This window comes from Amycolatopsis sp. WAC 01376 (assembly GCF_003947415.1).
Classification (GTDB): Bacteria; Actinomycetota; Actinomycetes; order Mycobacteriales; family Pseudonocardiaceae; genus Amycolatopsis.
In genome coordinates this window covers 1,257,377-1,282,400 of the sequence record NZ_QHKL01000001.1, presented here as the reverse complement: position 1 = coordinate 1,282,400, position 25,024 = coordinate 1,257,377, and the positions used below count along the sequence as shown (strand labels likewise).

Below are 25,024 nucleotides of genomic sequence, written 5' to 3'. Positions count from 1 at the left end.
CCATAGTGCACCTGGTCCCGTCCCACCTGCCGCACTAGCTTAACCGCACTAGTGCATCGGAGATTTTCTACGCTTTTTCCTGGGTCTCAGGGCTGCCGTTCATACGTTGTACGCAGTGCTTCACAACACCGTACACAGGGAGTGGACATGCGGAAGGTCCTGATTTCGGGGGCGGGAATCGCCGGTACGACGCTGGCGTACTGGCTGCGGCGGCACGGTTTCGCGCCGACAGTCGTCGAGCGGGCCCCCGCGCCCCGCGCCGGCGGGCACGCGGTCGATATCCGGGGTACGGCGCTCGGCGTCGTCGACCGGATGGGGGTGCTCGGGCGCCTCCGGGAGCTGAGCACCGACATGCGCGGGATGTCGTTCGTGAACGGCGCGGGGAAGACTCTCGTGAAGGTCACCGACCACACGTTGACCGGCGGGCTCACCGACAGCGAAGACGTGGAGATCCTGCGGGACGAACTCACCGACACACTGGCGTCGGTCGCTCAGGAAGGCGTCGAGTACGTCTACGGGGACTGGGTCACCGAGATCGCGCAGGGAGCCGACGGCGTCCGGGTCACCTTCGCTCGCGGTGAGGCGCGGGACTTCGACCTCGTCGTCGGCGCGGACGGCCAGCACTCGGCCGTGCGAGCACTGGTTTTCGGGGCGGAGAAACAGTTCTCGCACTATCTCGACACCTACCTCGCGGTGTTCACCGTGCCGAACTTCCTCGATCTGGACCGCTGGCAGACGTTCCATCTGACCCCGGGAAAGCTGGCCGGGCTGTACAGCGCGCGCAAGAACACCGAAGCGCGGGCGATGCTCGGCTTCCAGTCACCGGAACTCGACTTCGACCGCTATGACGTCGAGCGGCAACGGAAGCTGATCGCCGACCGATTCCGGGGCCAGGGCTGGGAAATCCCGCGACTGTTGCGGGAAATGGAGTCGAGCGAGCTGTACTTCGATTCCATGACCCAGATCCGGATGGACCGGTTCACCGAAGGACGCGTCACGCTGGTCGGCGACGCGGGCTACGGCCCATCGCCACTCTCGGGACAGGGCACCAGTTTGGCGCTCGTCGGAGCCTATGTGCTCGCCGGTTCACTGGCGGCTTCTCGTGAGCACCGCGCCGCTTTCGCTTCCTACGAAAGGGAAATGCGGTCGTTCATACTCCAGAACCAGGCACTGGCTTCGATGAACCAGAAGAAGCAGACGCGGTTTCGGCAGTGGAAGCAGATCCAGTCGATGCGGCTGCTGCCTTACCTGCCGTTCCGGGACCGGGTGATGAAGGCGGCCATGCGACCACTGACCGACGCCGCGAATGGTCTGGTACTCAAGGATTACTCGTGAGACAGGAACGGTTCCGATGGGCGCGAAGGCGTAACTCGCGTGATCAGAGACGTAACTCGCGTCAGTAGCCCTGGTAACCGCCGCCACCGGCCATGGACTTCAGCCCTGGGTGCCCCTCGAAGCCGCCGTACCGCGAGAACGTGTACCGGACGCCAGCGATGATGTTGTCCACCGGGTTGTAGATGTCGTCGTGCCCGGGAAGCTTGTGCGCGTTGAAGGTCGGGTCGATGCACTGCATCAAACCCTTCGACGGCGTGCCCTTCGCCGCGTTGGAGTCCCAGTCGTTGATGGCGTTGGGGTTACCGCCGGACTCCTTCTCGATGATCGTCCAGATCTTCTGGATGTCCGCCTCGGTCACCGGGATCCCGGCGGCCTGCAGGATCTTGATGGCCTCCTGGATCCACTGCTGGACGTTGCCCGGCGGCGTCGTCGACGGCGGACCGCCGCTGGGGCCGAGGCCGCCGCCCCCACCGCCACCGCCGCCGCCGCCGCCCCCGCCGCCACCGCCACCTCCGGTGTGGAGCCCGCCGGTGCGCTTGGGGACGCTGCCGTCCTTGCCGGGCATCGGGACCGCGGCGTAACCACCGCCCTCGATGTCCTTCTTCATCAGCTGCTGCGACTTGCTGATCAACCCGTCCGCCTGGGTCAACAGCCCGGTGATGCTTTCGGCGGCCGAACTGGCGGTCTTCTGGTTGGCGGTATTGGCCGCGGTGATGATCTGTTCCGCGGTCGGGTTCGGCGGCTGGATCTTTTTGTCCGGATCCGCCGCGTCGGCCGCTTGCTTACGAGCCGCCGCGACCTTCGGCGTCTCCGTGTCGATGCACGTCTGAATGGTCTTCTGCGCCGTCTTGGCGGCGTCGTCGATCTTGCCTTTGATGTCGCTCAGCTGGACCTGGAGTTCGCCGAGGTCCTTGCTGATCTCCTCTAGGTGCCCCTTGACCCGGTCACCCGCGGAGGTGATCTGTTTGACGTAATCGAAGAAGGCGTCGGCGGCGGGACCTTTCCAGACGCCGCCGTTCAACGCGTCGGTCGACGACTTCAGCGAGGCACTGTGGTCGCCTGCCTGCGACGCGGCGGTGTGGAACTGATCCGCGGCCTTCTGAATGGCTTCCGGCTTGATGCCCTCGACTTGTTTGGCCTTGTCCGTGACCTGTGACCAGTTCGGCGGGAAGTCAATATCGCCCACAACGCCCCCTAGGAATCAGGCCCGCCGGGGCCGGCTTTCGCGTGCTCACTGCTTGCCGTGCTCGTGCAGCTTCAGATTGTCCACGTGCACGGCTTCGGTCTCCTGGATCAAGCCGGCGGCCTTCCGCAGCACGAAGGCGGTGGCCTCCATCAGCTTTCCGGCCGAATCGAACTCGTTGTGCACGCCGTCCTTGAAGGAGCCCACGGCACCGTGGACGTCACCCGAACCGCCCATCGCCCCGAACGGGCTTTCCTTTTCGTCGTCGACGCCGGTGACCTGCTTCTTGGACTTTTCGAACTCGTCCTTGAGCCTTTCCACCTGACCGGCGGCGATCCCCATCGACTCCGGGTCGTACACAGGCACGGTTCGTCATCCCCTTCACGGAAAACTCGTATCCGTCCGATCAGACGCGCTGCCGATCAGAACGGTTCCCGCGCTTACTTTAAGACCTCGGCAGTGGGCCGTGTGCGTATCCACGCCAACTTCCACCCCGCCGATATCGAGTTCACGAAACAGTCGAATCGGGCAAGTCAGAAATCGGCGACTTCCCGGATCCGCGTCGCCAGCAGCTGGTTGTCCGCCGGGGTGATGGTCGCCCAAACCCGGCCGTCCCGGTTCCGCGCGATCTGGAACAGGTACCGTCCCGCGTCCGTGTCGTAGAAGGCGACCACGTTTTCCGCGCGGCGGGGGCGGCCGTCGCGGCCCGCGCGTTCGACGCCGAACTGGCCACGCGCCTCCTGGCCGAGCAGCATGCCCGCCACCTCCTGGGCCTGCCACAGTGGCACGTCCAGGTCTTCCAAGGCGGTGACCATTGCTTTCGCGTCGCCGCGGGCGGCGGCGTCGGCATCGCGGAGGATGTCGTGCGGGATGCTGATCGACTGGCCGACGCCGGGACCGAGATCGCCCGCGACCGAGACGGCGGCCTCGGCGAGGGAGCTCTCCCTGGCGGGGATCAGCCACACCTGGCCGGAGTCGATCACGCCGAGCAACGCCTGGTTGCCGACGCTGACCGCCTGCCCCTTGATCTCGCGGTCGGTCCACACCCAGACGTCGATCGCGACCCGCGGGTGCGCGAACAGGTTCAGCATGTCGACCAGTTCGCCCGACGCCTGGTGTCCCCGCGCGAGACCTCGCGCACGCAGGGATTCCCAGGCCTCTTCGATCAGTGCCGCCCGCTCCGTGTGGGTCGTTCCGGGGCTCGGCACGTCGAGTGCGACATGGCGGCGGGGCAGCCGTTCGGCTTCCCAGAGCATTTCGAACTCGAGTGCGGACAGCACCAGGCTGCCGTTGTCGTTCGGCACAGGTTCAGCGCGCTTCGCGGTTGCCGTGGTCACCGATCACGTCGGGCGACACCATGCGCTCGTCGGTGAACAGGTCCTTGTCGTCGACGCCGTAACGCCTGATGTGCTCCGCATCGTCTTCGACGTCCTGAGTGGCCGCACGCTCCATGAACTTCGACTCCGGCTTCGGCTGTTTCGCGCCGATCTTCTCCGAGCGCTTCATGGCCTCTTCTTCGGGAAGCTCACCGATCGGCAGCTGACGGGTCGGTTTCCCGCCGCCTTCCTGCCGGGGACGGCGGTCGCGTTCCTTGTCGCCGCTCAGCGCGCCACCCGCGACACCGGCGCCGCGCACGGCGGCGCCCGCACCGAGGTCGCCTGCCGCCGGGCCGGTGATCTTCGGGACGGCGGGGAAGCCGCGGCCGGATTCGTTGCCGGGGGCCAACGGCGTCTGCGGTCCGGCGCCGACCGAGCGACCCTTGCCGAGCGCCTGGTCACCACCGCCGACGTTGCCGAAGACACCGGGGCCGGAGCTGGAGCCGGGGCCCTTGCCGAGAGCGCTGTCGATACCGGGCCCGGTGCCGAACGACTTGCCGGCGGGCTGCGCCGACGTGGTGCTGTTCGGCGGCGCGCTGCCGGTGGACGGGCCCGGCGGGACGCTCGGGGTGTTCGGCGCACCCGGCGGGACGAACGGCGGCGTGACGGGCGAGCCGGTGACCGGGTACGACGGCCTGCCCTGTTCCGGCTGCGGGGCGGGCCGGTTCGGCGTCATCCAGCCACTGCCCGGCGCGGGTACCGGCCTCGAAGTGCCGGACGGCGTGGTCGGAGCCGCGGCCGCCGGAGCGGTGACACTGGAGTGGGGCGCCGACGCCCCGGTCTTGCGGGCCACGCCGCCACCCATCGCGACGCCGTAGGCCGGGGTCGGGGCGTCGTAGGACGGCGCCTTCGGATTGCCGACGGGCTGAGCGACCGGCGGCACGTACTTCGACTCGACGGCGGCCGACGCGGGGCGCACACTGCCGTCCGGAGTGAGCTCGGTGGCCGTGCCCGCGAGGTCGAGCGCGCCGGAACCGCCGCCCACTCCGGCGGCGGCGGTGGTCTGGGTGAGGTTCATCGCCTGCGGGTCGGCCAAGGTGTCGGTCGACAGCAGGTTCTCACCGCTCGTCTTGGCGTAGTCGTTCAACGCCTCCTGCGCCTGCGCCCGCGCGTTGTTCGCGGCGCTGACGCTCTTGGCGTGGTCGGTCTCGAACCCGATGAGGCTCAGCACGACGTCGCCGATGGTCAACCCACCGGCGCCCTTCCGGACCACTTCCGGATCCGGGAGCTTGTGCAGCGTCCGGTTGAAGGCCTCACCCTGGGCGAAGATCATCTCCGCGGAGTGCGAGACCTTCGAGTTCGCGTCCTGGGAAAAGCCGGCCTGCTCGGTGAACACCTGACCGGCGGCGCCACCCGCCTCGCTCTGCCATTCCACGCCGAGCTTGCCCAGCTCGTCGCGCAGTGTCTTGTCGGTGTCGGCGAGCGCGCCCGCCACGGCCTTCAGCGCGTCGACGGCGATGCCGATGCTGCCGGTGCCGTCACCGCTGCGGAAGCGTTCGATCTCGGTCGCGATCCCGGTGTCGGTGTAGCCGTCGAACCGAAGATCGCGGAGCCTGCCCGCGAGGTCGGAAACGTTCACGCCGCCCTCCCTAGTTGCGTGCCTTCAAGGTCTGCAAAGCCGAATCGGCCGCCCGTGCGGACATTTCGCACAGCTGCGGCATGGTGAACCCGCCGGCGGTGACGGCGACTGCCCGCACCGCCAGCGTCTGCCCTCGAGCGACACCGACGAGCGTTTCGCAGTCACCCGGCGTCCCGCCGTCACGGTGGTTCTCGATGGCGGGGAACCCGCCGACCGCCGTCGGTTCCGTGGTCATGCTGTTCTTGCGGCGCTTGCCGGTGAACCACTCTTCGACGTCCGCGGTGACCGTGCGGACGTAGTAGCTGTGGAAGGGCTGCGCGGCGTCCGCGTCGAGGACACACGTCGGACCGTCGATCGGTTCCGCGGCCGCGCGTGGATTGCTGTTGATCTTGAGCTGATCGAGCTGGGGATCGGTGAGCAGGGCGCACGGATCGACGCCCTGCAGGCTCAGCTCGGCGGGCCTGGCAGGCAGCGCGGACGCCTTGGCGCCCTGCGTGACCGAAGCCAGCGCGGGCTCGTCGGGGAACGCCTGGCCGCCCGTGTCCGTGGTGCATCCGGCCAGCGCGAGGGTGAGCACTCCGCCGGAGACCAGCACACGGGGCCTACGCCCGGTGAACACCACGGTCCCCGAACGCGGCGGCCTTGTCCGCATCACTGGTCTTGTACTCCTTGGCCGCCGTGCGGAGCTGGTTGACCAGGCTCCGCAGACCGGCCACGTACGCCCGGACCTGCGCGGCGTACGACTGGTCGCCGTCGGCGACGAGTTCGTTCCAGACACCGGTCGCCTGCGTGCTCACCGTGTCGTTGGCCGGGGTGTCGATGCGCAGCTGGTCGAGCCGCGTCATGAGCTTGTCCTGCAACGCGTCGATCTGCTCTTCGACGATCTTCGCCACTTCGAGCAGCTTCGACGGGTCGACTCTGATGTCGGCCACCGACGGTGGCGTCGGGACCGCCGACGTGAGGTCCTGGACCTTGTCCGATACTGCCATTCCCCACCCCTTGGACACTGCGCACGGTGACCGTTCGTCCCGCCTGAGGCTACCAACGTGGATGTATCGGCTGCCTAAGCTTTGCAGGAAATACCGGGTTAGACGCACCCGGAACCGCGACGGTTCCGCCGGGAATTCACGAGACCGGGGTGGCGATCTCTCCCTTGGCCGCGAGCAGGGCGATGTCGGTGCGGTGATGCGAGCCCGCCAAGTGGACCTTCTCGACCGTCGCGTAGGCGTCCTTGCGGGCGGCCTTCAGGTTCTTGCCGGTGCCGACGACCGACAGCACACGGCCGCCGGAGGAGACCACGGCGCCGTCGTCGCGGCGGCGGGTGCCGGCGTGGAGCACGCCTTCGAGCTCACCACCGGTGATGACGTCGCCGGTCCTCGGCTTGCCGGGGTAACCGTCCGCGGCCAGCACGACGGTGACCGCCGCGCCGGAATCCCAGTCCAGCGGCGGCAGTTTCGCGAGCTTGCCGGTCGCCGTCGCGTGCAGGACCTTGCCGAGCGGGCTGCGCAGCAGCGCCAGGACGACCTGGGTCTCCGGGTCACCGAACCGGCAGTTGAATTCGATGACCTGCGGGCCCTCGGAAGTCAGCGCGAGACCGGCGTAGAGCAGGCCGGAGAAGGTGGCGCCGCGATTGTCGAGTTCGTCGACCACGGGCTGGACGATCCGCTCGACGACGTCGTCGACCAGGTCCTTCGGCGCCCACGGCAACGGCGCGTACGCCCCCATGCCGCCGGTGTTCGGACCCGCGTCGCCGTCGCCGACGCGCTTGAAGTCCTGCGCGGGCAGCATCGGGACGACCGTGCGGCCGTCGACGAAGCAGAAGAGAGAGGCCTCCGGGCCGTCGAGGAACGACTCGAGGAGCACGGGGTGTCCGCCGTCGAGCAGCATCAGGGCGTGCTTGCGCGCGACATCGACGTCCGTGGTGACCACGACGCCCTTGCCCGCGGCGAGGCCGTCGTCCTTGACCACCCAAGTGGGGCCGAAACGGCCGAGCGCGGCGTCGAGGCGGGCCGGGTTGTCGACGACCTCACAGTGCGCCGTCGGCACCTTCGCGGCCGCCATGACGTCCTTCGCGAACGCCTTCGAGCCCTCGATCCTGGCCGCGGACGCGGACGGGCCGAAGCAGGCGATGCCCGCCTTCCGGACCGCGTCGGCGACACCCGCCACCAGCGGGACCTCGGGGCCGACCACCACCAGATCCGCCTGCCATTGCTTGGCGAGGGCGGCGACCGATTCGGGATCGGCCGCGTCGACGCCGAGCTGCTCGGCCACCGAAGAGGTGCCGGCGTTGCCCGGGGCACAAGCCAGTGCGGTGACGGAAGGGTCTTCCGCGACCGCGAGGACGAGTGCATGCTCACGGGCGCCGGACCCGATTACCAGTACGCGCACGACGCACAGGGTAACCGTGCCGGTGAGCTACGAAGACGTCGCCGTCCTCGAGCGGGTGGTTCCATCCGGCGTTCACCCGGCGGTCAGCGCTCCGCCGGTCCGTCTTCGCCGACCGGACGCCTCCTGCGTCAAGGGTTGCGCGGTACCCCGAGTTCAAGCGAAAGAGGTCAACCACCATGCGAAAGCGCCTGGGCGTGCTCGCCCTGTCCGGACTCGCCGTACTCAGCGTCACAGGGCTGGCGGGCGCCGCCGAGCCGAGCGCCCAAGATGTGTCGGCGCTGGCGAAGGGCCACGATGGGCCGGTGATCGTCGGACACCGCGGCGCCCCCGGCTACCGCCCGGAGCACACGCTCGCCTCGTATGAGCTCGCCTACCGCCAGGGCGTCGACTGGGTCGACGTCGACCTCGTGCCCACCAAGGACGGCCAGCTGGTCGCCCGGCACGAGAACGAGATCGGCGGGACCACCGACGTCGCGAAGCACCCCGAGTTCGCGAACCGGAAGACGACGAAGGTCATCGACGGCGCGTCGTTCACCGGCTGGTTCACCGAGGACTTCACCCTCGCCGAGCTGAAGACCCTGCGTGCCACCGAGCGGATCCCGCAGCTCCGGCCGAACAACAAGATCTACGACGGCCGCTACCAGATCGCCACCTACCAGGAAGTGCTCGACCTGACGCGCCGGCTGGGCCGCGAACTGCGCCGTGAGCTGGGGACGTACCCGGAGATCAAGCACTCGACGTACTTCTCGTCGATCAAGAACCCGACCGAGCCGAAGCTCGTCGAGCTGATCAAGCGCAACGGGCTCGACCACCCGAAGGCGCCGGTGATCATCCAGTCGTTCGAGGTGTCGAACCTGATCGCGCTTTCGCGCCAGGTGCGGGTGCCGCTGCTGCAGCTGACCTCCGCGACCGGCGCTCCGGCCGACTTCGTCGCGAAGGGCGACCCGCGGACGTACGCCGACCTCGTCACGCCTGCGGGCCTGAAGGAGATCTCGAAGTACGCGGACTACCTGGGCCCGGAGAAGGCGCAGGTCATCCCGGTGGTCAACGGCGCGCTGGGACAGCCGACCAAGCTGGTCGCCGACGCGCACCAGGCCGGGCTGAAGGTCGGGCCCTACACGTTCCGCAACGAGAACAACTTCCTCCCGCAGAACCTGCGCTCGTCGGCGAACCCCGCCGAGTACGGCAACGCGTTCGCCGAGCAGGAAGCGTTCCTCAAGGCGGGCGTCGACGGCTACTTCGCCGACCACCCGGACACGGCGCTGGAGGCCGTGAAGGCTTTCCGGGGGCGCTGAGCTACCTGCGGCAGTGATCCCAAGTACATGAAGGCCCCCTTCCTTGCGTTAGGCGCAAGGAAGGGGGCCTTCATGTACTTCAAGCACGGCGAATGTCAGGAAAGGGTCGTTCAGGACGAAATCTGTCCTGAACGACCCTTTCCTGACATCTGGGCGACGGGTTTCTTGACGGGACCTTGACATCCGCAGGTCGGCGGGCCTAATTTCGGCGGATCTCAATGGTCTGTCCGCATACCTTTTAAGTGGGTGCCCGATGGATGTCTCAGACAAGCAGGCCGAACCCGCCGACGAAGACAGTGCCCGGCTCCACCAGCTCGGCTACGCGCAGGAACTCCGGCGCACGATGTCGACCTTCTCGAACTTCGCCGTCTCCTTCACGATCATCTCGATCCTGTCCGGCTGCCTGACCCTCTACGGGTTCGGCATGAAGACCGGCGGGCCCGCCGCGATGATCTGGGGCTGGCCGCTGGTCGGCCTGTTCGTCATCCTGGTCGGGCTGGGCATGGCGGAGGTCTGCTCCAGCTATCCGACCGCGGGCGGCCTCTACTACTGGGCCGCGAAGCTCGCGCCGAGCAACGGCGCGGCGTGGTCGTGGTTCACCGGCTGGTTCAACCTCATCGGGCAGATCGCCGTCACCGCGGGGATCGACTTCGGCGCCGCGCTGTTCCTCAACGCCTTCCTCGACCTGCAGTTCGGCTTCGAGGCGACGCCGGGCCACACGATCCTGCTGCTGGGGATCATCCTCGTGATCCACGGGCTGCTGAACACCTTCGGCGTCAAGATCGTGGCACTGCTGAACAGCATCAGCGTGTGGTGGCATCTGGTGGGCGTGCTGGTGATCGTCGGAGTGCTGATCGTCGTTCCCGAGAAGCACCAGGACGCGTCCTTCGTCTTCGGCGAGTTCGTGAACAAGACCGGCTGGGCTTCACCGGTCTACGTCTTCTTACTGGGGCTCCTCGTCGCGCAGTACACGTTGACCGGTTACGACGCCTCGGCACATATGACCGAGGAGACCAAGAACGCGGCGAAGGCCGGGCCGCGCGGCATCATCAACTCGATCCTCGTCTCACTGGTCGCCGGCTGGGTCCTGCTGATCGGCCTGACGTTCGCCATTCAGGACTACGACGGCGCCGTCGGCTCCGCGACCGGCGTGCCGCCCGCGCAGATCTTCATCGACGCGACCGGCGCGACAACGGGAAAGTTCCTCCTGCTGATCTGTATCGGCGCGCAGCTGTTCTGCGGGATGGCGTCGGTGACCGCGAACTCGCGGATGATCTACGCCTTCGCCCGTGACGGCGCGATCCCGGGTTCGAAGTTCTGGCACCGCATCAACAAGCGCACCCAGACGCCGACCAACGCGGTGTGGCTTGCCGCGGGCGGCGCGTTCCTGCTCGCCCTGCCGTATCTGTGGAGCACGACCGCCTACGCGGCGGTGACCTCGATCGCCGTCGTCGGCCTTTACGTGGCCTACGTGATCCCGGTGTTCCTGCGGGTGCGCAAGGGCGACGACTTCGAACCCGGACCGTGGAACCTCGGCCGCTGGGGCAAGCTCATCGGGACCATCGCGACCGTCTGGGTGTGCTTCATCTTCGTGCTCTTCATGCTCCCGCAGGGATCACCGATCACCATCGACAGTTTCAACTACACGCCTATCGCCTTCCTCGTCGTACTCGGTGGTGCGGCGGTGTGGTGGTTCGTCTCGGCCCGCAAGTGGTTCACGGGCCCGAAGGTGCAGGGCTCCGAGGCGGAACTCGCCGCCGTGGAAAGGGAACTCAAGGAGCTGGGGTAGCGGCGGTGGCCTCCCGGGAGCGGCCGGCGCGGACTCCGGTCACCGCGGCCGCTCCCAACGCCCCCACCGCGGCGAAGGCGTAGAAACCCCACGGGTACGCGATTCCGGCGGTCAGCAGCGCGCCGCCGAGGATCGGGCCGCTGATCGCGCCGACGCGGCCGACACCCGCCGCCCAGCCGATTCCCGTGGCACGCATGGCGTCCGGATACGTCTTGCCGATGTAGGCGTACACGAGCACCTGCGCGCTGAACACGAAACCGCCGGTGAGGAACACGGCCACGTACAGGCCGACCGCGGGCAGCTTCACGCTCAGCAGGGCCAGGAACAGCGCCGCGCCGAGGAACCAGAAGATCACCGCCGGCCGCACGCCGACCTTGTCCGCCACCCGGCCCGCGACGAGCAGGCCGAGGACGCCGCCCAGGTTCAGCGTGAGCAGCAGCCCGAGCGCCGCGCCCAGCGGGTACCCGGCCTGGCGCATGATCTCCGGCAGCCAGGTGTTGAGCCCGTAGACCAGCAGCAGCCCCATGAACGACGTCACCCAGAACGCGATGGTGGCGCGCAGGAGCCCGCCGCGGAACAACCCGCCGACAACTTGTGTCGCCGACTTCTCCTGCGTGTCCCGTGCCCGCTCGAAGGATTCGGATTCGGGCAGGTACTTGATCATCAGCGGTACCAGCACGAGCGCGGGCAGCGCGCCCGCGACGAACATCGCGCGCCAGCCGAGCGGCTGGATCAGCCAGATGCCGAGCAGGGCGGTGAGCACCGCGCCGACGTGATAGCCCGTCATCACCGTGGTGGTCGCGCTGCTGCCCTTCCCCTTGCGGGCGTACTCGGTGACCAGCGCGATCGCCGTCGGCAGACAGCCGCCGAGACCGAGCCCGGCGAGGAACCGGAACAGCCCGAAGAAGAACGCGGAAGGCGCGATCGCGCAGAGCGCGGTGCACACCGAGAAGGCGACGACCGCGATGATCAACGCCTTCCGGCGGCCGATGACGTCGGTGATCGTGCCGATCGCCATCGCGCCGATCATCATGCCGATCAGGCCGAACGTCGAGATCACCGACGCCGTGCCCGGGGTCAGCCCCCAGACGTGGTCACGGAGCAACGCGGGCAGCACCGTGCCCAGGACGACCAGGTCGAATCCGTCGAGCAATACCGCCGTCCAGGCGAGTGGGACCACCCACGAACGGGCCGCGGCAGTGGACATGGAGACCTCCAGCTGTGTTCGCAATGCGCACGAGTATGCACAATCCGAACGCTGTGAGCAAGGCCACTGGGACCCTGGATGTCAGGAAAGGGTCGTTCAGGACGAAAAATGTCCTGAACGACCCTTTCCTGACATGGGGGTCAACGCTTGACGAGGTCTCCGAGGACGCTCCAGGTGCGAAGCCGCTCTTCGCTGTTCCGGATGCCGCTCTGCGTCGCGACCACCTCGGTCGCCCCGGCGTCGAAGTACCGCCGGATCTCGGCCGCGACGGTCTCCTCGTCCCCGGCGATCACCAGCTCGCCGGCGGAATCCACGCCCTGGGCGTCGAAGATCGCGCGGTAGGACGGGATGTCGCGGAAGAACGCGTACTGCCGGTCGACCTGGGCGCGGACGGCGCCGGGATCGTCGGTCACGACGACCGGGGCCATCGCGATGATCCGCGGCGCCGGACGGCCGGCGGCGGCCTTGGTGATCTCCGGGACGATCACCTCGGAAAGGGCCTTGGGCCCGGCGAGGAACGGGATCGTGCCGTCGGCGAGTTCACCGGTGACGCGCAGCGCCTGTTGTCCCATCGCGGCGATGATCACCGGGATGTCCGAAGACCCGGCGACAGACAACGAAGCCGCGAAGCCCTCGGCGTGCGCCCGAACAGTCTCGCCTTGGAAGTCGACTTCGCCGCCGTCGAGCACCTGACGGAGGATCGTCAGGTACTCGCGAAGATGCTTGATCGGCGACGGGTACTCGATGCCGTACGCCGGTTCGAGCCAGTTCTTCGCGCCCGTTCCCAGGCCAAGGACGAACCGGCCGCCGGTGGCGGCCTGCGCCGTCTGCGCGAGACCGGTGATCAGGAAGGGATGCCGCGGATAGATCGGGACGACGCCGGTCCCGACGGTGATCCCCGGGACCGCGCGGCCGGCGAGGGCGGCGACGGTGATCGCGTCGTGCTCCATCTGCTGGGAGAACCAGACGGACGTCAGGCCCGCGTCCGCGGCCTGCCGGGTCTGCGTGACGAGTTCGTCGACGATGTTGACGGCGTCCGCGGTGTCCCCGGACGGGAGTGCCACTCCGATGGTCATGTTCAACGCTAACCGCGCCGTCTAAAGGATATTTCGCTGTTCACGGACTGAGATCACGCGCGCGTTCGGCGCGGGTTGCCGCACCCTGGGCGGCGTCCGACACCTCGATCCTGGAGAGACCCGATGTCGCTGACCGATGTCATCGAAGGAACCAAGACCGCCGTCGACGCCGACCCGCGCAACGCCGCCGTCTCGTTCAGCGTCGCCAACGCGCTGAACCCCGGAACCGCGACGCGGGTGGACGTGCGAGTGCGGGACCACTCGTTCGCCGTCGACGAACCCGCCGCGCTCGGCGGCACGGACACCGCGGCGAACCCGGTCGAATACGCGCTCGCCGCGCTGGGCTCGTGCCAGGTGATCACGTACCAGTTCTGGGCGGCGAAGCTCGGTGTGCCGCTCGAAGGCGTGCAGGTGACCGTGGACGGCGACATCGACCTGCACGGGTTCTTCGGGTTCTCGGAGACTCGCCCCGGCTTCGGCGATGTGCGCGTTTCGGTGGAGCTGAGCGGGCCCGCGGGGGCGGAGGCTTACGAGGACCTGAAGCGGCAGGTGGACGAGCACTGCCCGGTGCTGGACCTGTTCCGGAACCCGACGCCGGTGAAGACCTCGCTCGCCTGAGACGCCATGAACGGTCCGTTACTTGCAAATTTTGCAAGTAACGGACCGTTCATGGCGCGTGTTAGAGGGTCAGACGAACTCGTGACGCACGATCGTCTGCTCCCGGCCGGGACCGACGCCGATCGCCGAGATCCGCGCGCCCGAGAGCTCTTCGAGCCGCTCGACGTAGGCACGCGCGTTCGACGGCAGCTCTTCGAAGGTGCGGCAGCCCGAGATGTCCTCGAACCAGCCCGGCAGCTCTTCGTAGATCGGCAGCGCGTGGTGCACGTCGGTCTGCGTCATCGGCATGTCGTAGGTACGGAAGCCGTCGACCTCGTAGCCGACGCACACCGGCACCTTCTCCAGCCCGGACAGCACGTCCAGTTTGGTGAGGAAGTAGTCGGTGATGCCGTTGACCCGCACCGCGTAGCGCGCGATGACGGCGTCGAACCAGCCGGTGCGCCGCGAGCGGCCGGTGGTGACGCCGAACTCGCCGCCCTGTTTGCGCAGGTACTCGCCGGACTCGTCGTCCAGCTCGGTCGGGAACGGGCCGGAGCCGACGCGCGTGGTGTAGGCCTTGAGGATGCCCAGCACGGTGCCGATCTTGCCGGGGCCGATGCCCGAACCCGCGCTCGCTCCGCCGGAGGTCGGGTTCGACGACGTCACGAACGGGTAGGTGCCGTGGTCGACGTCGAGCAGGGTGCCCTGCGAGCCTTCGAGCAGCACGGTCTCGCCGCGTTCGAGGGCCTGGTTGAGCTGAAGGCGCGTGTCGGCGATGCGGTGCGCGAACTTCTCGCCCGCGGCCAGCACCTCGTCGGCGACCTGGTCCGCGTCGAGCGCCTTGCGGTTGTAGACCTTGACCAGCACCTGGTTCTTGAACTCCAGTGCCGACTCGACCTTCTGCCGGAAGATCTTCTCGTCCAGCAGGTCCTGCACGCGGACGCCGACGCGGGCGATCTTGTCCTGGTAGCAGGGGCCGATGCCGCGGCCGGTGGTGCCGATCTTGCGGCTGCCGAGGTAACGCTCGGTGACCTTATCGATCTCCACGTGGTACGGCATGATCAAGTGCGCGTCGGCGGAGATCAGCAGTTTGCTGGTGTCGACGTCGCGTTCCTCCAGCCCGGCGAGCTCGTCGAGCAGCACGCCGGGGTCGATGACGACGCCGTTGCCGATGACGTTGGTGACGCCCGGCGTGAGGATCCCGGACGGGATGAGGTGGAGGGCGAAGTTCTGCCCGTCGGGAAGGACTACGGTGTGGCCCGCGTTGTTACCGCCTTGGTAACGCACGATCCACTGGACGCGGTCGCCGAGCAGGTCGGTGGCCTTGCCCTTGCCCTCGTCCCCCCATTGGGCCCCGATCAGCACGATGGCCGGCATGTGACACTCCAGGTGTTCGGCGACTAGTGGTTTGGCGCTGGTAAATGCCGGTGCATGAGCGTAACGGAGGGCCTTCGGGTGCGCGGAATAGTGGTGGTCTGTCCCGAGGGCGAGCCCACACTCCCGGAGATCGACGACGTCGAAATGGTGCGCGTTCCGAGCCGCCCTGGCAAGGCGGATATCGACCCCTTGCTGGGGGAACACGATCACCTGGTGGTCGCGGGCACCGACGCGGACCTCGCGGCCGTCGCGCTGCGGCTGTTACGAAAAGAACAGCTCTCGGGCGTGTCGCTCGGATTCGTGCCGTCGTCGCCGGACTCCGACGTCGCCCGCATCTGGAGCCTGCCGACGCAGCCTCTGCGTGCCCTCTCGCTCGCCCTCCGTGGCGAGGTCGATCCGGTGCCGCTGATCCGCGACGACAACGGCGGGGTGCTGGTCGGGCGAGGGGTGATCGGGATGATCCGCGGGGTGGCCTACTGCGACGAGCACACCGTCCTGCGCGGGCCCGCGCGCTCGATCGAGGTCGAGCCGGACGCGAGCGGACCGGGGCTGATGGTCCGGGTGACCAAGGGGACGCTGTTCAAACGGCCTTCGACGCAGTACGCGCGAGCCTTCCAGCTCGGCTGCATCCCGACCCGGCCGAGCAGCGACGGCGTCGTCCATCCTCGCGCGATGAGCCGCTGGACCTGGTACCGGCACACCGAGGACCTCCGGCTGGTACGCGGGCTCGACTAGGCGCTAGGCCGTTCGGCCCAGAACCATCAGCTGGACTTTCCGAAAATTTTTCGGCGGCGTACACCAGGTCCTACCTGCTCGTGACACCCTCCGTTCACGAATAGCCAGCAGAGTGTCATCCGATGGTGTTGCGTGGGTCATATCCGTCCCGCATGGTGACCAGGTCCCCAAACCTGACACGGAGGCGGCAATATGCCAACCGCGCTTGCTGTTCGTCGCTCCTTCACTGTTCTCGCCGTCTCGGCGATCGTCTCGGCGGGCGTCGTCGGTGTCGCCGAAGCGACGCCCCCCGGCATCCCCTCGGCCGACACCGCCAAGACCCAGCTGGCCGCGCTGACCGTCAAACCGGACGGTTCGTCGACCGGGTACAGCCGCGACAAGTTCCCGCACTGGTCCGACCAGGGCAACAGCTGCAACACCCGTGAGGTCGTGCTGAAGCGGGACGGCACGAACGTCCAGCAGGACAGCAGCTGCGCCGCCGTCTCCGGCAGCTGGTCCAGCCCGTACGACGGCGCCACCTGGACCGCGGCGTCCGATGTGGACATCGACCACGTCGTGCCGCTGGCCGCCGCGTGGCGCACCGGGGCGTCGTCGTGGACCACCTCGCAGCGGCAGGCGTTCGCGAACGACCTCAGCGCGCCGCAGCTGATCGCCGTCACCGACAACGTCAACCAGGAGAAGGGCGACAAGTCGCCGGACGCCTGGAAGCCGCCGACCGTCGGCTACTGGTGCACCTACGCGAAGATGTGGACCACGGTGAAGTACAAGTACAAGCTCTCCGTCAAGTCGGCGGAGAAGACCGCGCTGACGGACATGCTCAACCGCTGCTAGACCTGGCCGGTCCGTGAGGGCCTCCTTCACTACCTTGAGGGTAGGGAAGGAGGCCCTCACGGACTTTCGGGGCTGTCAAGCGGAAAGGTGGGACGTTTCGCGGGCTGGGAGCCGGGCTCAGTATGTGGGCGGGCCTCAAGGTCGTGATTAGCGTGAATCGGGCAGGCGCAAGTAAAAGCGCCCCCGTTCCCCGCTGGAGGCCACCCGGTGTCCCGTACCGCCGCCACTTCTTTACTCGCGCTCACCGCACTTTTCGTCACGGCCTGCTCTTCCGCGGGCGGTTCGACGGGTGCCGACGCCGGGCCGCCCGAACCCGGCGGCACGTTGCGCCTCGGGATCTCGTCGAGTCCGGACTGCGTCGACCCGCAGCAGGTCGGCACCAACGCTTCGCTCAACGTCGGCCGTCAGCTGGTCGATTCGCTGACCGACCAGGATCCGGCCACTGGTGAGATCAAGCCGTGGCTGGCCGAAAAGTGGGAGAGCAACGCGGATTCGACCGCGTTCACCTTCCACCTGCGCGACGGCGCGACCTTCTCCGACGGCAGCCCTGTCGACGCCGCCGCGGTCAAGACGAGCTTCGACGCGATCAAGGCGCTCGGGCCGAAGTCGCAGCTCGGCTCCGGCTATCTGGCCGTCTACAAGGGAACGAGGGTTGTCGACCCGAAGACGGTCAAGATCGAGTTCTCCGTTCCCAGCGCGCAGTTCCTGCAGGCCAGCTCGACGATGTCGCTCGGAATCCTCGCGCCTGCCGCGTACAAGAAGACCCCCGATCAGCGCTGCCAAGGCGACGGGCTGATCGGCTCGGGCCCCTTCATCTTCGAAAGCCTCAAGCAGAACCAGGAAATCGTTCTCGCCAAACGCAAGGGCTACCGCTGGGGTTCGTCGCTGTTCAAGCACCAGGGCGAGGCATATCTCGACAAGATCGCCTACAAGATCGTGCCGGAACCCGGTGTGCGTACCGGAAGTCTCGCTTCGGCGCAGCTCGACGCCATCACCGATGTCCAACCGGTCGACGAGCCGCAGTTCACCGGCAACGGTTTCACCGAGCCCACCCGGCCGAATCCCGGTGTGGTGTTCAACCTGCACGCCAACGTCACCAAAGGCGTGCTCGTCGACGAAAAGGTCCGCCAGGCGGTGGTCAAGGGCATCAACCGCCCCGAGATCACGAACACCGTGCTGACACCGAACTACAAGCCCGCCACCAGCATTCTCGGCTCGGCGACGCCGTTCTACACCGACCTGTCGCCGCTGCTCGCCTACGATCCGGCCGGGGCGACGTCGTTGCTGGAGAGCGCGGGCTGGCTGCCCGGTCCCGACGGGATCCGGACGAAGAACGGGCAGCGGCTGACCGCCAAGGTCGTCTTCTCCCTGGTGTTCAACCAGAACAAGAGTGTGCTCGAACTCGTGCAGCAGCAGTTGCGCAGGATCGGCTTCGACCTTCAGATCGAACAACGCACGACCGCCGAGAGCGTGCAGATCACACAGAGCGGGAACTACGAGTACCTCTGGTACAACACCACTCGGGCAGATCCGGACATCCTGCGCAACCTGTTCTCCACCAAGGCGAACAACCGCAGTAAGCTGCCTGCGGACAACCCGGTCGACGCGCCGCTCGACGCGCAGTCGTCCACTGTGGACCCCGCCAAGCGGAAGCCCGCGGCCGAGGCGGCGCAGCGTGCGATCATCGAGCACGGCTATTCCGCGCCGGTGTTCGAGCTGACCCAGGTGCTGGCGCACGGGCCGAACGCGCACGGCGTCGGTTTCGAGGCGTCGTCACGGTTGCAGCTGTTCGACGCCTGGGTGTCGGGCTCGTGAGGCGGTACCTGCTCCGGCGGATCCTGCAGGCGGTCTTCGTCCTGTGGGCCGCGTTCACCGTGTCGTTCGTGATCCTCTACCTCCTGCCGGGTGACGCGGTCAGCGCGAAGCTCGGCGGGGGCGAGGCCGGCCTTTCCGTGACGCCGGAACAACTCGCCGCGGCGAAGGCGGAGTACGGACTCGACGACCCACTGCCACTCCAGTACGGAAAACGGCTGCTCGCCGCACTGCAAGGCGACTTCGGCCGCTCGATCGCCACCGGGGACGACGCCACGAACATGGTCGTCTCCGCCCTGCCGCCGACCCTCGCGGTGACCGGATTCGCGCTGGCGCTGGCGATCCTGTTCGGCGGCGGGATCGCGATCGCCGGCACCGTCACCCGGCAGCGCTGGCTGGGCAATCTCCTGCTCGCGTTGCCACCGCTGGGGATCTCACTGCCGCCGTTCTGGGTCGGACTGTTGCTCATCCAGTTCTTCTCCTTCCAGCTCAAGCTGTTGCCCGCGCTGGGCTCGAACGGCTTCGAATCGCTGATCCTGCCCGCGATCACCCTCGCCATCCCGACCGGCGCGATCATCGGGCAGGTGCTGGCGAAGAGCCTCCGCACGCAACTCGCCGAGCCCTACGCCGAGATCGCGCTGGCCAAAGGGGCGAGCCGGTCGAGAGTCCACTTCGGACATCTCCTGCGTAACGCGGCGGTGCCGACACTGACCATCGCCGGAGTGGTCGCGGGGAACCTGATCGCGGGTTCGGTGATCACCGAGACGGTGTTCTCCCGTGACGGCCTCGGGCGCGTGACGTCGTCGGCGGTCACCGCGCAGGACATCCCGGTGGTGCAGGCGGTGATCGTGCTCGCCGCGCTGGTGTTCGTCGGCATCAACCTGCTGGTCGACCTCGTTTATCCGCTGCTGGACCCGCGGATCCGAGACCGGGAGACGGCCGATGCCTGACGTTCTCTTGCGCACCAGGCGACCGGGCCTGCTCCTCGCGATCGCCGTCCTGGCCTTCGCCCTGCTGGCGGCGCTCGTCCCGGGCCTCTTCACCGGACAGGACCCGCTCGCCGGTGTCCCCGCCGAGAAGATGCAGGGCCCTTCGCTCGGTCACCTCTTCGGCACCGACGAAACCGGGCGGGACATCTTCGCGCGAGTGGTGCACGGCGCCGCGCTTTCGTTGCAGGCGACGGTGATCGCCGTCGTCGTCGCGCTCGTCGCCGGTTCCGCGCTCGGCCTGCTCGCCGGGTTCCGGGGAGGTGCCCTCGATTCGGCGATCATGCGCTGCGTCGACGTCCTGCTGGCGATCCCGTCGATCCTGCTGTCGCTTGCGCTGGTCACCGCGCTCGGCTTCGGTACGACCAACGTCGCGATCGCCGTCGGTGTCGCGAATCTCGCGCAGTTCGCCCGGCTGATGCGCGCCGAGGTGCTGCGCGTCCGCAGCGGCGTGTTCGTCGAGGCCGCCCGCGCGGGAGGCGTCCGCTGGACCGGAGTGCTCGGACGGCATGTGCTGCCCAACGCGCTCGGCCCGGTGCTCGCGCTCGCGACGCTCACCTTCGGCACCGCCGTACTGGAGGTGTCCGCGCTGAGCTTCCTCGGCTACGGCGCCACCCCGCCGACCCCGGAATGGGGCTCGCTCGTGGCGGGCGGGCGCGGCTTCCTCGCCACCGCCTGGTGGATGACGACCTTCCCCGGACTCACGGTCGCGGCCGTGGTGCTGTCCGCGAACCGGCTGTCCAGAGCCATCGAAGGAGACGTGCGATGAGCGATCTGCTGACCATCCGCGACCTCGCGGTTTCCTACAAGTCCGTCCCCGCCGTGGATGGCGTCTCGCTTTCTATCCACAAAGGACAGATTGTCGCGGTGGTCGGCGAGTCCGGCTCCGGCAAGAGCACGACGGCGCACGCGGCGATCGGGCTGCTGCCACGCGGCGGGCGGATCGAACGCGGCGAGATCACCTTCGACGGCAGGGACCTCACGAAGCTCTCCGACCGCGCTTGGCGTTCCGTGCGCGGCCGCGAGATCGCGCTGGTCCCCCAGGATCCGACGGTATCGCTCAACCCCGTGCACCGGATCGGCGATCAGGTCGCGGAAGTGCTGCTGATCCACGGTCTGACGGACAAGCGAACCGCCGGCACGGAGGCGGTGAAACTGCTGCGCAAGGCCGGGATCGCGGATCCGGAGGCGCGGGCGCGACAGTACCCGCACGAGCTGTCCGGCGGGCTGCGCCAGCGTGCGCTGATCGCCGCCGCGCTGGCCGGACGGCCGAAACTCATCATCGCCGACGAGCCGACGAGCGCGCTCGACGTCACCGTGCAGCGGCAGATCTTGGACCACCTCGAAGAACTCGCCGCCGAAGCGGGCACCGCCGTCCTGCTGATCACGCACGACCTCGGCGTCGCGTCCGATCGGGCGTCGCGGATCGTGGTGCTGTCCCAGGGGACCGTGGTCGAGGAGGGAACGACCGGCGAGATCCTCGCCGCACCGACGCAGAAGTACACGCGGGATCTGCTCGCCGCGGCGCCGAGTCTGTCCGACACCCCGTTGCGTGAACCGAAACCGCCGTCGTCCGACGTCCTGGTCTCGGTCCGCGGTCTCGGCAAGACCTTCGGGACCGTCCGCGCCGTGGACGGCGTTTCGTTCGACATCGCCCGTGGCCGGACGCTCGCGCTGGTCGGCGAGTCCGGTTCGGGCAAGTCGACCACCGCGCGGATGATCCTGCGGCTGGAGACGCCGACCGAAGGCGTCGTCAAGTTCGACGGCGAGGACATCACCGCGCTGCGGGGCGAGGAACTGCGACGGCTGCGGCGCCGGTTTCAGCTGGTGTACCAGAACCCGTACGCGTCGCTGAACCCGAAGTTCAGCATCGAGGACGTCATCTCCGAGCCGCTGCGGGCGTTCGGCGTCGGCACGAAAGCGGAACGCCGGGCACGGGCGGCGGAACTCGTCGACCAGGTGGCGCTGCCGTCTTCGGTGCTGAAGCGCAAACCCGCCGAACTGTCCGGCGGGCAACGGCAGCGGGCGGCCATCGCGCGGGCGCTCGCGCTGCGCCCGGAACTGATCGTCGCCGACGAACCCGTGTCCGCGCTGGACGTCTCGGTGCAGGCGCAGATCCTGCGGCTGCTCGCCGACCTTCAGGACGAACTCGGCCTGACGTATTTGTTCATCTCGCACGATCTCGCCGTGGTCCGGCAGATCGCGGACACCGTCGGCGTGCTGCGTGGCGGCGAACTCGTCGAACTCGGCCCCGCTCAGGACGTCCTCGAACGGCCGGGCGCGGACTACACCCGCGAGCTGCTCGCCGCCATCCCGGGCCGGAAACCGTTGGAGGCACGATGAAATTCGGGCTCTTCTCCCTCGTCGCGAATCATCCCGACCCGGCGACCGGCGAGACACCGACCCAGCACGAACGCCTGCGCCGAGTCGTCGACGAAGCGATCTTCGCCGAAGAACTGGGCTTCGACGCGTACGGCGTCGGCGAACGGCACGGCGAGCCGTTCCTCTCGTCGGCGCCGCCGGTGATCCTGGCGGCGGTGGCCGAACGGACCCGGCGCGTCCGGCTGCTGACCACCTTGACCGTGATCAGCGTGCTCGACCCGGTCCGCGTCGCCGAGGACTACGCGACGCTCGACCAGCTTTCCGGCGGGCGGCTGGACCTCATGATCGGGAAGGGCAACGATCCCCGGCACTTCCCGCTTTTCGGCCTCGAAGAGGAACGGCAATGGGAGTACCAGGCGGAGAAGTTCGCCCTGCTGCGCAGGCTGTTCCTGGAGGAAGGCGTGACGTGGGAGGGCGAATTCCGCGCGCCGCTGACCGACGTCACGACGCAACCGCGGCCGTTCCACGCGCGGCCGCGGATCTGGCACGGGAGCGCGTCGAGCACCGAGTCGACCGAGCTGGCGGCGAAGTTCGGCGACCCGCTGTTCACCGCGAACGGCTTCCACCCCAAGAAGAAGTACGCGGACCTGATCGACCACTACCGGCGGCGGTGGGCGGACCACGGCCACGATCCGGCGGACGCGCTCGTCGGTTCGGGCGCGGGCGGGCTGTACGTCGCGAAGACGTCGCAGGAGGCGCTGGACGGCTACCGGCCGTACTTCGAGGCGCTGATGCAGACGCCCGCGTATCAGCACAACAAGTCGGAGTTCACCACCCTGGAGGACAAGATCGCCAACGGTTCCGCGCTGGTCGGAAGCCCGGAGCAGGTGATCGACAAGATCGGCGACTACCACGCTTCCTTCGGGCATGAGGTGCAGGCGGTCTCGGTGGACGGCCTGAAATCCGACGAAGCACGGGACGTCCTGGAGCTCTTCGCCTCCGACGTCATCCCGATCGTGCGGAAAGAGCTGCCCTCGCGGGTGTGGGAGAGCTAGTACCTTCGAGAAGGTGCGCATCGGTGCCCCCAATGTCACATTGGAGACGCTCAGTGTCCCCAATGCGGCATTGGGAGCACCGGACCACGCGGACGCCGAACACTCACGAGACGGCCAGCCGCAGGATTTCCCGCGCCACGATGTCGTTCTGCCGGAAGGGAATCGCGTTGGTCCGCGGCCGGGTGAACGCCCCGGCGGACCGCGCGGACGTATGCGGCCCGAGCGCGAACCGGCGCGGATGCGGGCGGCCCTCGCCATCGAGCATCCGGCCGTCGGAGACGCGGGTGTGGATGCGGCCGGCGAGCAGCCGGTCGCCGGTGACCGGGTCGGCCACGGCTTCCTCGCCGAGCGCGCCGTTGTCGCGCAACTGTCGCAAAAGGACATCCGACGCCCGGGTGATGCTCGGCTCGGGCAGCCGCGCTTCGACGAGTGTCCGCGCCTCGGTCTCGCCGGGGAAACTCGCGCCGGTGGCGACGAACGACCGGCGGTCCTCGTCGGCCGAGATCCGCATTTCGGCGCCCAGGAAGGAAACAAGGCCCGCTTCCTGGAGTGCGAGCAGCTCTTCGAGTCGTCGCGGCGGCGGCCCGCTGGCGAAGTACGAGAAGAAGCCGAGGAACCATCCGTCCAAATCGGACAGTTGTGACGCCGCGTCGAGCCGCCCGGTCTGAATCAGCGCGGGAAGCTGGCCCATCACCGACAGCAGCGCCATGAACGCGCCCAGATCCGCGCTGTACTCCGAGTCCGACCGGCGGCTCAGGTCCGCTTCGACGTACTCGCGCAGTTCCTTGCCGTACTCCTCGGCGGTGCCGAATTCGGCGCCCGCCATCGGCCGGTCGAGCCGGTCCAGGTCGAGCCGGTCGTCCGGCGCCGGGACCGCCCGCGCCACCAGCGCGGTGAGTTCGTCGGGCGCCGCGTCCGCGAAAGCATCGGCGAAGACGGCGAAATCCATGCGCACCCGTTCGGGATGGGCAGTGAACAGTTCGCTGTAGTACGCCCAGGCGATCTCCTTCGAGATCAGCGGCCAGACGTCGCGGCGGAAGTCGATCCGGCCGGGTACGGCGCACAGCCTTTCGATGGCGTAGGCGTCGAAGAACCTCGGCAATCGCAACGGTTTCCCACGCGGACGGTAGCCGATTTTCGCGTGGTACGGCACTCCGCGACGCGAACCGATGTGCAGCACGGGCTCGGCGCCGCTGGGGTGGTACTTCAACCCGCCGCACGCCTGCTCCTCGAAACGACCGCCGCGGCCTTCGGTCAGCAACAGCATCAAATCGACGAACGCGAGGCCGAATCCGCGCACCAGCACGGTTTCCCCCGGTCCGATCGCCGAATAGTCGACGTCGGCGGTGTAGCCGGCCGGGTAGTACGCGAGGTCGTGGCGGGCGGCGAAATCCGCGAGCGCGGTCTCGCGATCGTCCGGTTCCGCGTCGAGATGCCCGACGGTGAACAGGACCGCGTCCACTTCGAGGGGTTCCGCGCGATCCTCCAGCCAGAGCGACTGCGGGTCGCCGTCTTCGAGCCGCACCGCGCGGGTCCGGTGCTCGACGACCTCGATCCCGGCCGGGAGTTCGGCCAGGACCTTGCGGTGGAACCAGGTGAGGTACGCGCTCTGCAACCGTCGCGTCGGGAAGTGATCGTTTTGCAGCGCCTCGAGTTCGGCGCGCAGGCTGTCGTCGACCTCGGCGTCGAGGATGCCCGCGCGAACCAGCCGCGCCCACTCGATCAGCGAGGGCCCCTGGCGGATCGGGCCGTCGATCTTCACGGTGTCGTCGGTGAAGACCGTGACGTCTTCGGGCATGGAGTTCATCCGCAGCAGCGGCGACTGCTCGAACCGCCAGACCCGCCCCGCCCCGGCGGGGAAGGGGTCGATGAGATGCACCACCAGACGCCGTCCGCCGAGCAGTTCGGCGGCGTTCGCTCCGAGCCGTTCGAGCACGCCCACTCCGCGCGGACCGGCACCGACCACCGCGAGCACGTAGGGACGCTCTCCGGTACTCACGAGGCCGAAGCTACGCCCGGATTCCGGGGCACGTTCGGCTTCTCAAAGAGCGGAACCGTCTCGAAGAGGGGGCTGCGCCGTT

Annotated in this window: 22 protein-coding genes; 11 read left to right on the top strand and 11 right to left on the bottom strand. The window is 68.2% G+C overall.

The genetic code is table 11. From position 1 onward, the window contains the following. The first annotated feature begins 147 nt into the window (after positions 1-147). Positions 148-1,335, top strand: a complete 1,188-nt coding sequence (locus DMH03_RS06100) for an FAD-dependent monooxygenase (RefSeq protein ID WP_125790965.1) — start codon at positions 148-150, stop codon at positions 1,333-1,335. A 61-nt stretch (positions 1,336-1,396) separates the two neighbouring features. On the opposite strand, the gene DMH03_RS06095 is transcribed toward DMH03_RS06100, so the two are convergent. From DMH03_RS06095 to purD, 7 genes are all read right to left on the bottom strand, one after another. Continuing rightward, on the bottom strand, positions 1,397-2,521 hold the full coding sequence (locus DMH03_RS06095) for a transglycosylase SLT domain-containing protein (RefSeq protein WP_125790964.1): 1,125 nt from the start codon (positions 2,519-2,521) through the stop codon (positions 1,397-1,399). Positions 2,522-2,566: 45 nt separating this feature from the next. Next, entirely contained in the window at positions 2,567-2,884 is a 318-nt protein-coding gene (locus DMH03_RS06090) for a hypothetical protein (protein WP_199746184.1), read from the bottom strand. Positions 2,885-3,051: 167 nt separating this feature from the next. Beyond that, positions 3,052-3,822 carry an ESX secretion-associated protein EspG gene (locus DMH03_RS06085; protein WP_125790963.1) on the bottom strand — a complete coding sequence of 257 codons (771 nt, stop codon included), beginning with the start codon at positions 3,820-3,822 and terminating at the stop codon, positions 3,052-3,054. A gap of 4 nt (positions 3,823-3,826) precedes the next feature. After that, positions 3,827-5,473 (bottom strand): hypothetical protein, encoded by a 1,647-nt coding sequence (locus tag DMH03_RS06080; protein WP_125790962.1) that lies wholly within the window; start codon positions 5,471-5,473, stop codon positions 3,827-3,829. A 10-nt stretch (positions 5,474-5,483) separates the two neighbouring features. Beyond that, positions 5,484-6,125, bottom strand: a complete 642-nt coding sequence (locus DMH03_RS06075; RefSeq protein ID WP_233611296.1) for a DUF3558 domain-containing protein — start codon at positions 6,123-6,125, stop codon at positions 5,484-5,486. After that, complete coding sequence (locus DMH03_RS06070; RefSeq protein ID WP_125784839.1) at positions 6,076-6,462, bottom strand: PE domain-containing protein; 387 nt, start codon at positions 6,460-6,462, stop codon at positions 6,076-6,078. The genes DMH03_RS06075 and DMH03_RS06070 overlap by 50 nt, the downstream gene beginning before the upstream one ends. A gap of 136 nt (positions 6,463-6,598) precedes the next feature. After that, positions 6,599-7,861, bottom strand: coding sequence for a phosphoribosylamine--glycine ligase (gene purD, locus DMH03_RS06065; protein ID WP_125790961.1), 1,263 nt, complete (start codon positions 7,859-7,861; stop codon positions 6,599-6,601). Positions 7,862-8,037: 176 nt separating this feature from the next. Here purD and DMH03_RS06060 point away from each other — a divergent pair, with 176 nt between their 5' ends. Both DMH03_RS06060 and DMH03_RS06055 read left to right on the top strand, forming a co-directional pair. Next, positions 8,038-9,156 carry a glycerophosphodiester phosphodiesterase gene (locus DMH03_RS06060; protein WP_125790960.1) on the top strand — a complete coding sequence of 373 codons (1,119 nt, stop codon included), beginning with the start codon at positions 8,038-8,040 and terminating at the stop codon, positions 9,154-9,156. 253 nt (positions 9,157-9,409) lie between these two features. Next, the gene (locus DMH03_RS06055) at positions 9,410-10,945 is read left to right on the top strand and encodes an amino acid permease (RefSeq protein ID WP_125790959.1); all 1,536 of its coding nucleotides are present in this window, start codon (positions 9,410-9,412) and stop codon (positions 10,943-10,945) included. Here the strand turns inward: DMH03_RS06055 and DMH03_RS06050 are convergent. Both DMH03_RS06050 and DMH03_RS06045 read right to left on the bottom strand, forming a co-directional pair. Then, positions 10,929-12,152: an aromatic acid/H+ symport family MFS transporter gene (locus tag DMH03_RS06050; RefSeq protein ID WP_125790958.1), complete on the bottom strand. Its 1,224-nt coding sequence runs from the start codon at positions 12,150-12,152 to the stop codon at positions 10,929-10,931. The two genes, DMH03_RS06055 and DMH03_RS06050, sit on opposite strands and share 17 nt — an antisense overlap. 140 nt (positions 12,153-12,292) lie before the next feature. Continuing rightward, on the bottom strand, positions 12,293-13,228 hold the full coding sequence (locus DMH03_RS06045) for an LLM class F420-dependent oxidoreductase (RefSeq protein WP_125790957.1): 936 nt from the start codon (positions 13,226-13,228) through the stop codon (positions 12,293-12,295). Positions 13,229-13,351: 123 nt separating this feature from the next. Between DMH03_RS06045 and DMH03_RS06040 the strand changes: the two genes are divergently transcribed. Next, positions 13,352-13,846: an OsmC family protein gene (locus DMH03_RS06040; protein WP_125790956.1), complete on the top strand. Its 495-nt coding sequence runs from the start codon at positions 13,352-13,354 to the stop codon at positions 13,844-13,846. Positions 13,847-13,915: 69 nt separating this feature from the next. Here DMH03_RS06040 and DMH03_RS06035 read toward each other — a convergent pair whose 3' ends face one another. Then, positions 13,916-15,202: an adenylosuccinate synthase gene (locus DMH03_RS06035; protein ID WP_125790955.1), complete on the bottom strand. Its 1,287-nt coding sequence runs from the start codon at positions 15,200-15,202 to the stop codon at positions 13,916-13,918. A 54-nt stretch (positions 15,203-15,256) separates the two neighbouring features. Between DMH03_RS06035 and DMH03_RS06030 the strand changes: the two genes are divergently transcribed. The 7 genes from DMH03_RS06030 to DMH03_RS06000 all read left to right on the top strand — a co-directional run bounded on the left by DMH03_RS06030 (position 15,257) and on the right by DMH03_RS06000 (position 22,943). After that, a complete protein-coding gene (locus DMH03_RS06030) occupies positions 15,257-15,937 on the top strand; it encodes a hypothetical protein (protein ID WP_370310642.1) in 681 nt (226 codons plus the stop codon). 192 nt (positions 15,938-16,129) lie between these two features. After that, positions 16,130-16,768, top strand: a complete 639-nt coding sequence (locus DMH03_RS06025; protein ID WP_125790954.1) for a DUF1524 domain-containing protein — start codon at positions 16,130-16,132, stop codon at positions 16,766-16,768. 207 nt (positions 16,769-16,975) lie between these two features. Further along, a complete protein-coding gene (locus DMH03_RS06020; protein ID WP_125790953.1) occupies positions 16,976-18,583 on the top strand; it encodes an ABC transporter substrate-binding protein in 1,608 nt (535 codons plus the stop codon). Next, positions 18,580-19,530 (top strand): ABC transporter permease, encoded by a 951-nt coding sequence (locus tag DMH03_RS06015; RefSeq protein ID WP_125790952.1) that lies wholly within the window; start codon positions 18,580-18,582, stop codon positions 19,528-19,530. The genes DMH03_RS06020 and DMH03_RS06015 overlap by 4 nt, the downstream gene beginning before the upstream one ends. After that, complete coding sequence (locus tag DMH03_RS06010; protein ID WP_125790951.1) at positions 19,523-20,335, top strand: ABC transporter permease; 813 nt, start codon at positions 19,523-19,525, stop codon at positions 20,333-20,335. Before DMH03_RS06015 ends, DMH03_RS06010 begins: the two co-directional genes overlap by 8 nt. After that, positions 20,332-21,909: an ABC transporter ATP-binding protein gene (locus DMH03_RS06005; RefSeq protein ID WP_125790950.1), complete on the top strand. Its 1,578-nt coding sequence runs from the start codon at positions 20,332-20,334 to the stop codon at positions 21,907-21,909. The genes DMH03_RS06010 and DMH03_RS06005 overlap by 4 nt, the downstream gene beginning before the upstream one ends. Beyond that, positions 21,906-22,943: an LLM class flavin-dependent oxidoreductase gene (locus DMH03_RS06000; protein ID WP_125790949.1), complete on the top strand. Its 1,038-nt coding sequence runs from the start codon at positions 21,906-21,908 to the stop codon at positions 22,941-22,943. The genes DMH03_RS06005 and DMH03_RS06000 overlap by 4 nt, the downstream gene beginning before the upstream one ends. A gap of 103 nt (positions 22,944-23,046) precedes the next feature. On the opposite strand, the gene DMH03_RS05995 is transcribed toward DMH03_RS06000, so the two are convergent. Beyond that, positions 23,047-24,942 (bottom strand): FAD/NAD(P)-binding domain-containing protein, encoded by a 1,896-nt coding sequence (locus tag DMH03_RS05995; RefSeq protein ID WP_233611294.1) that lies wholly within the window; start codon positions 24,940-24,942, stop codon positions 23,047-23,049. Between the last annotated feature and the right edge of the window lie 82 nt (positions 24,943-25,024).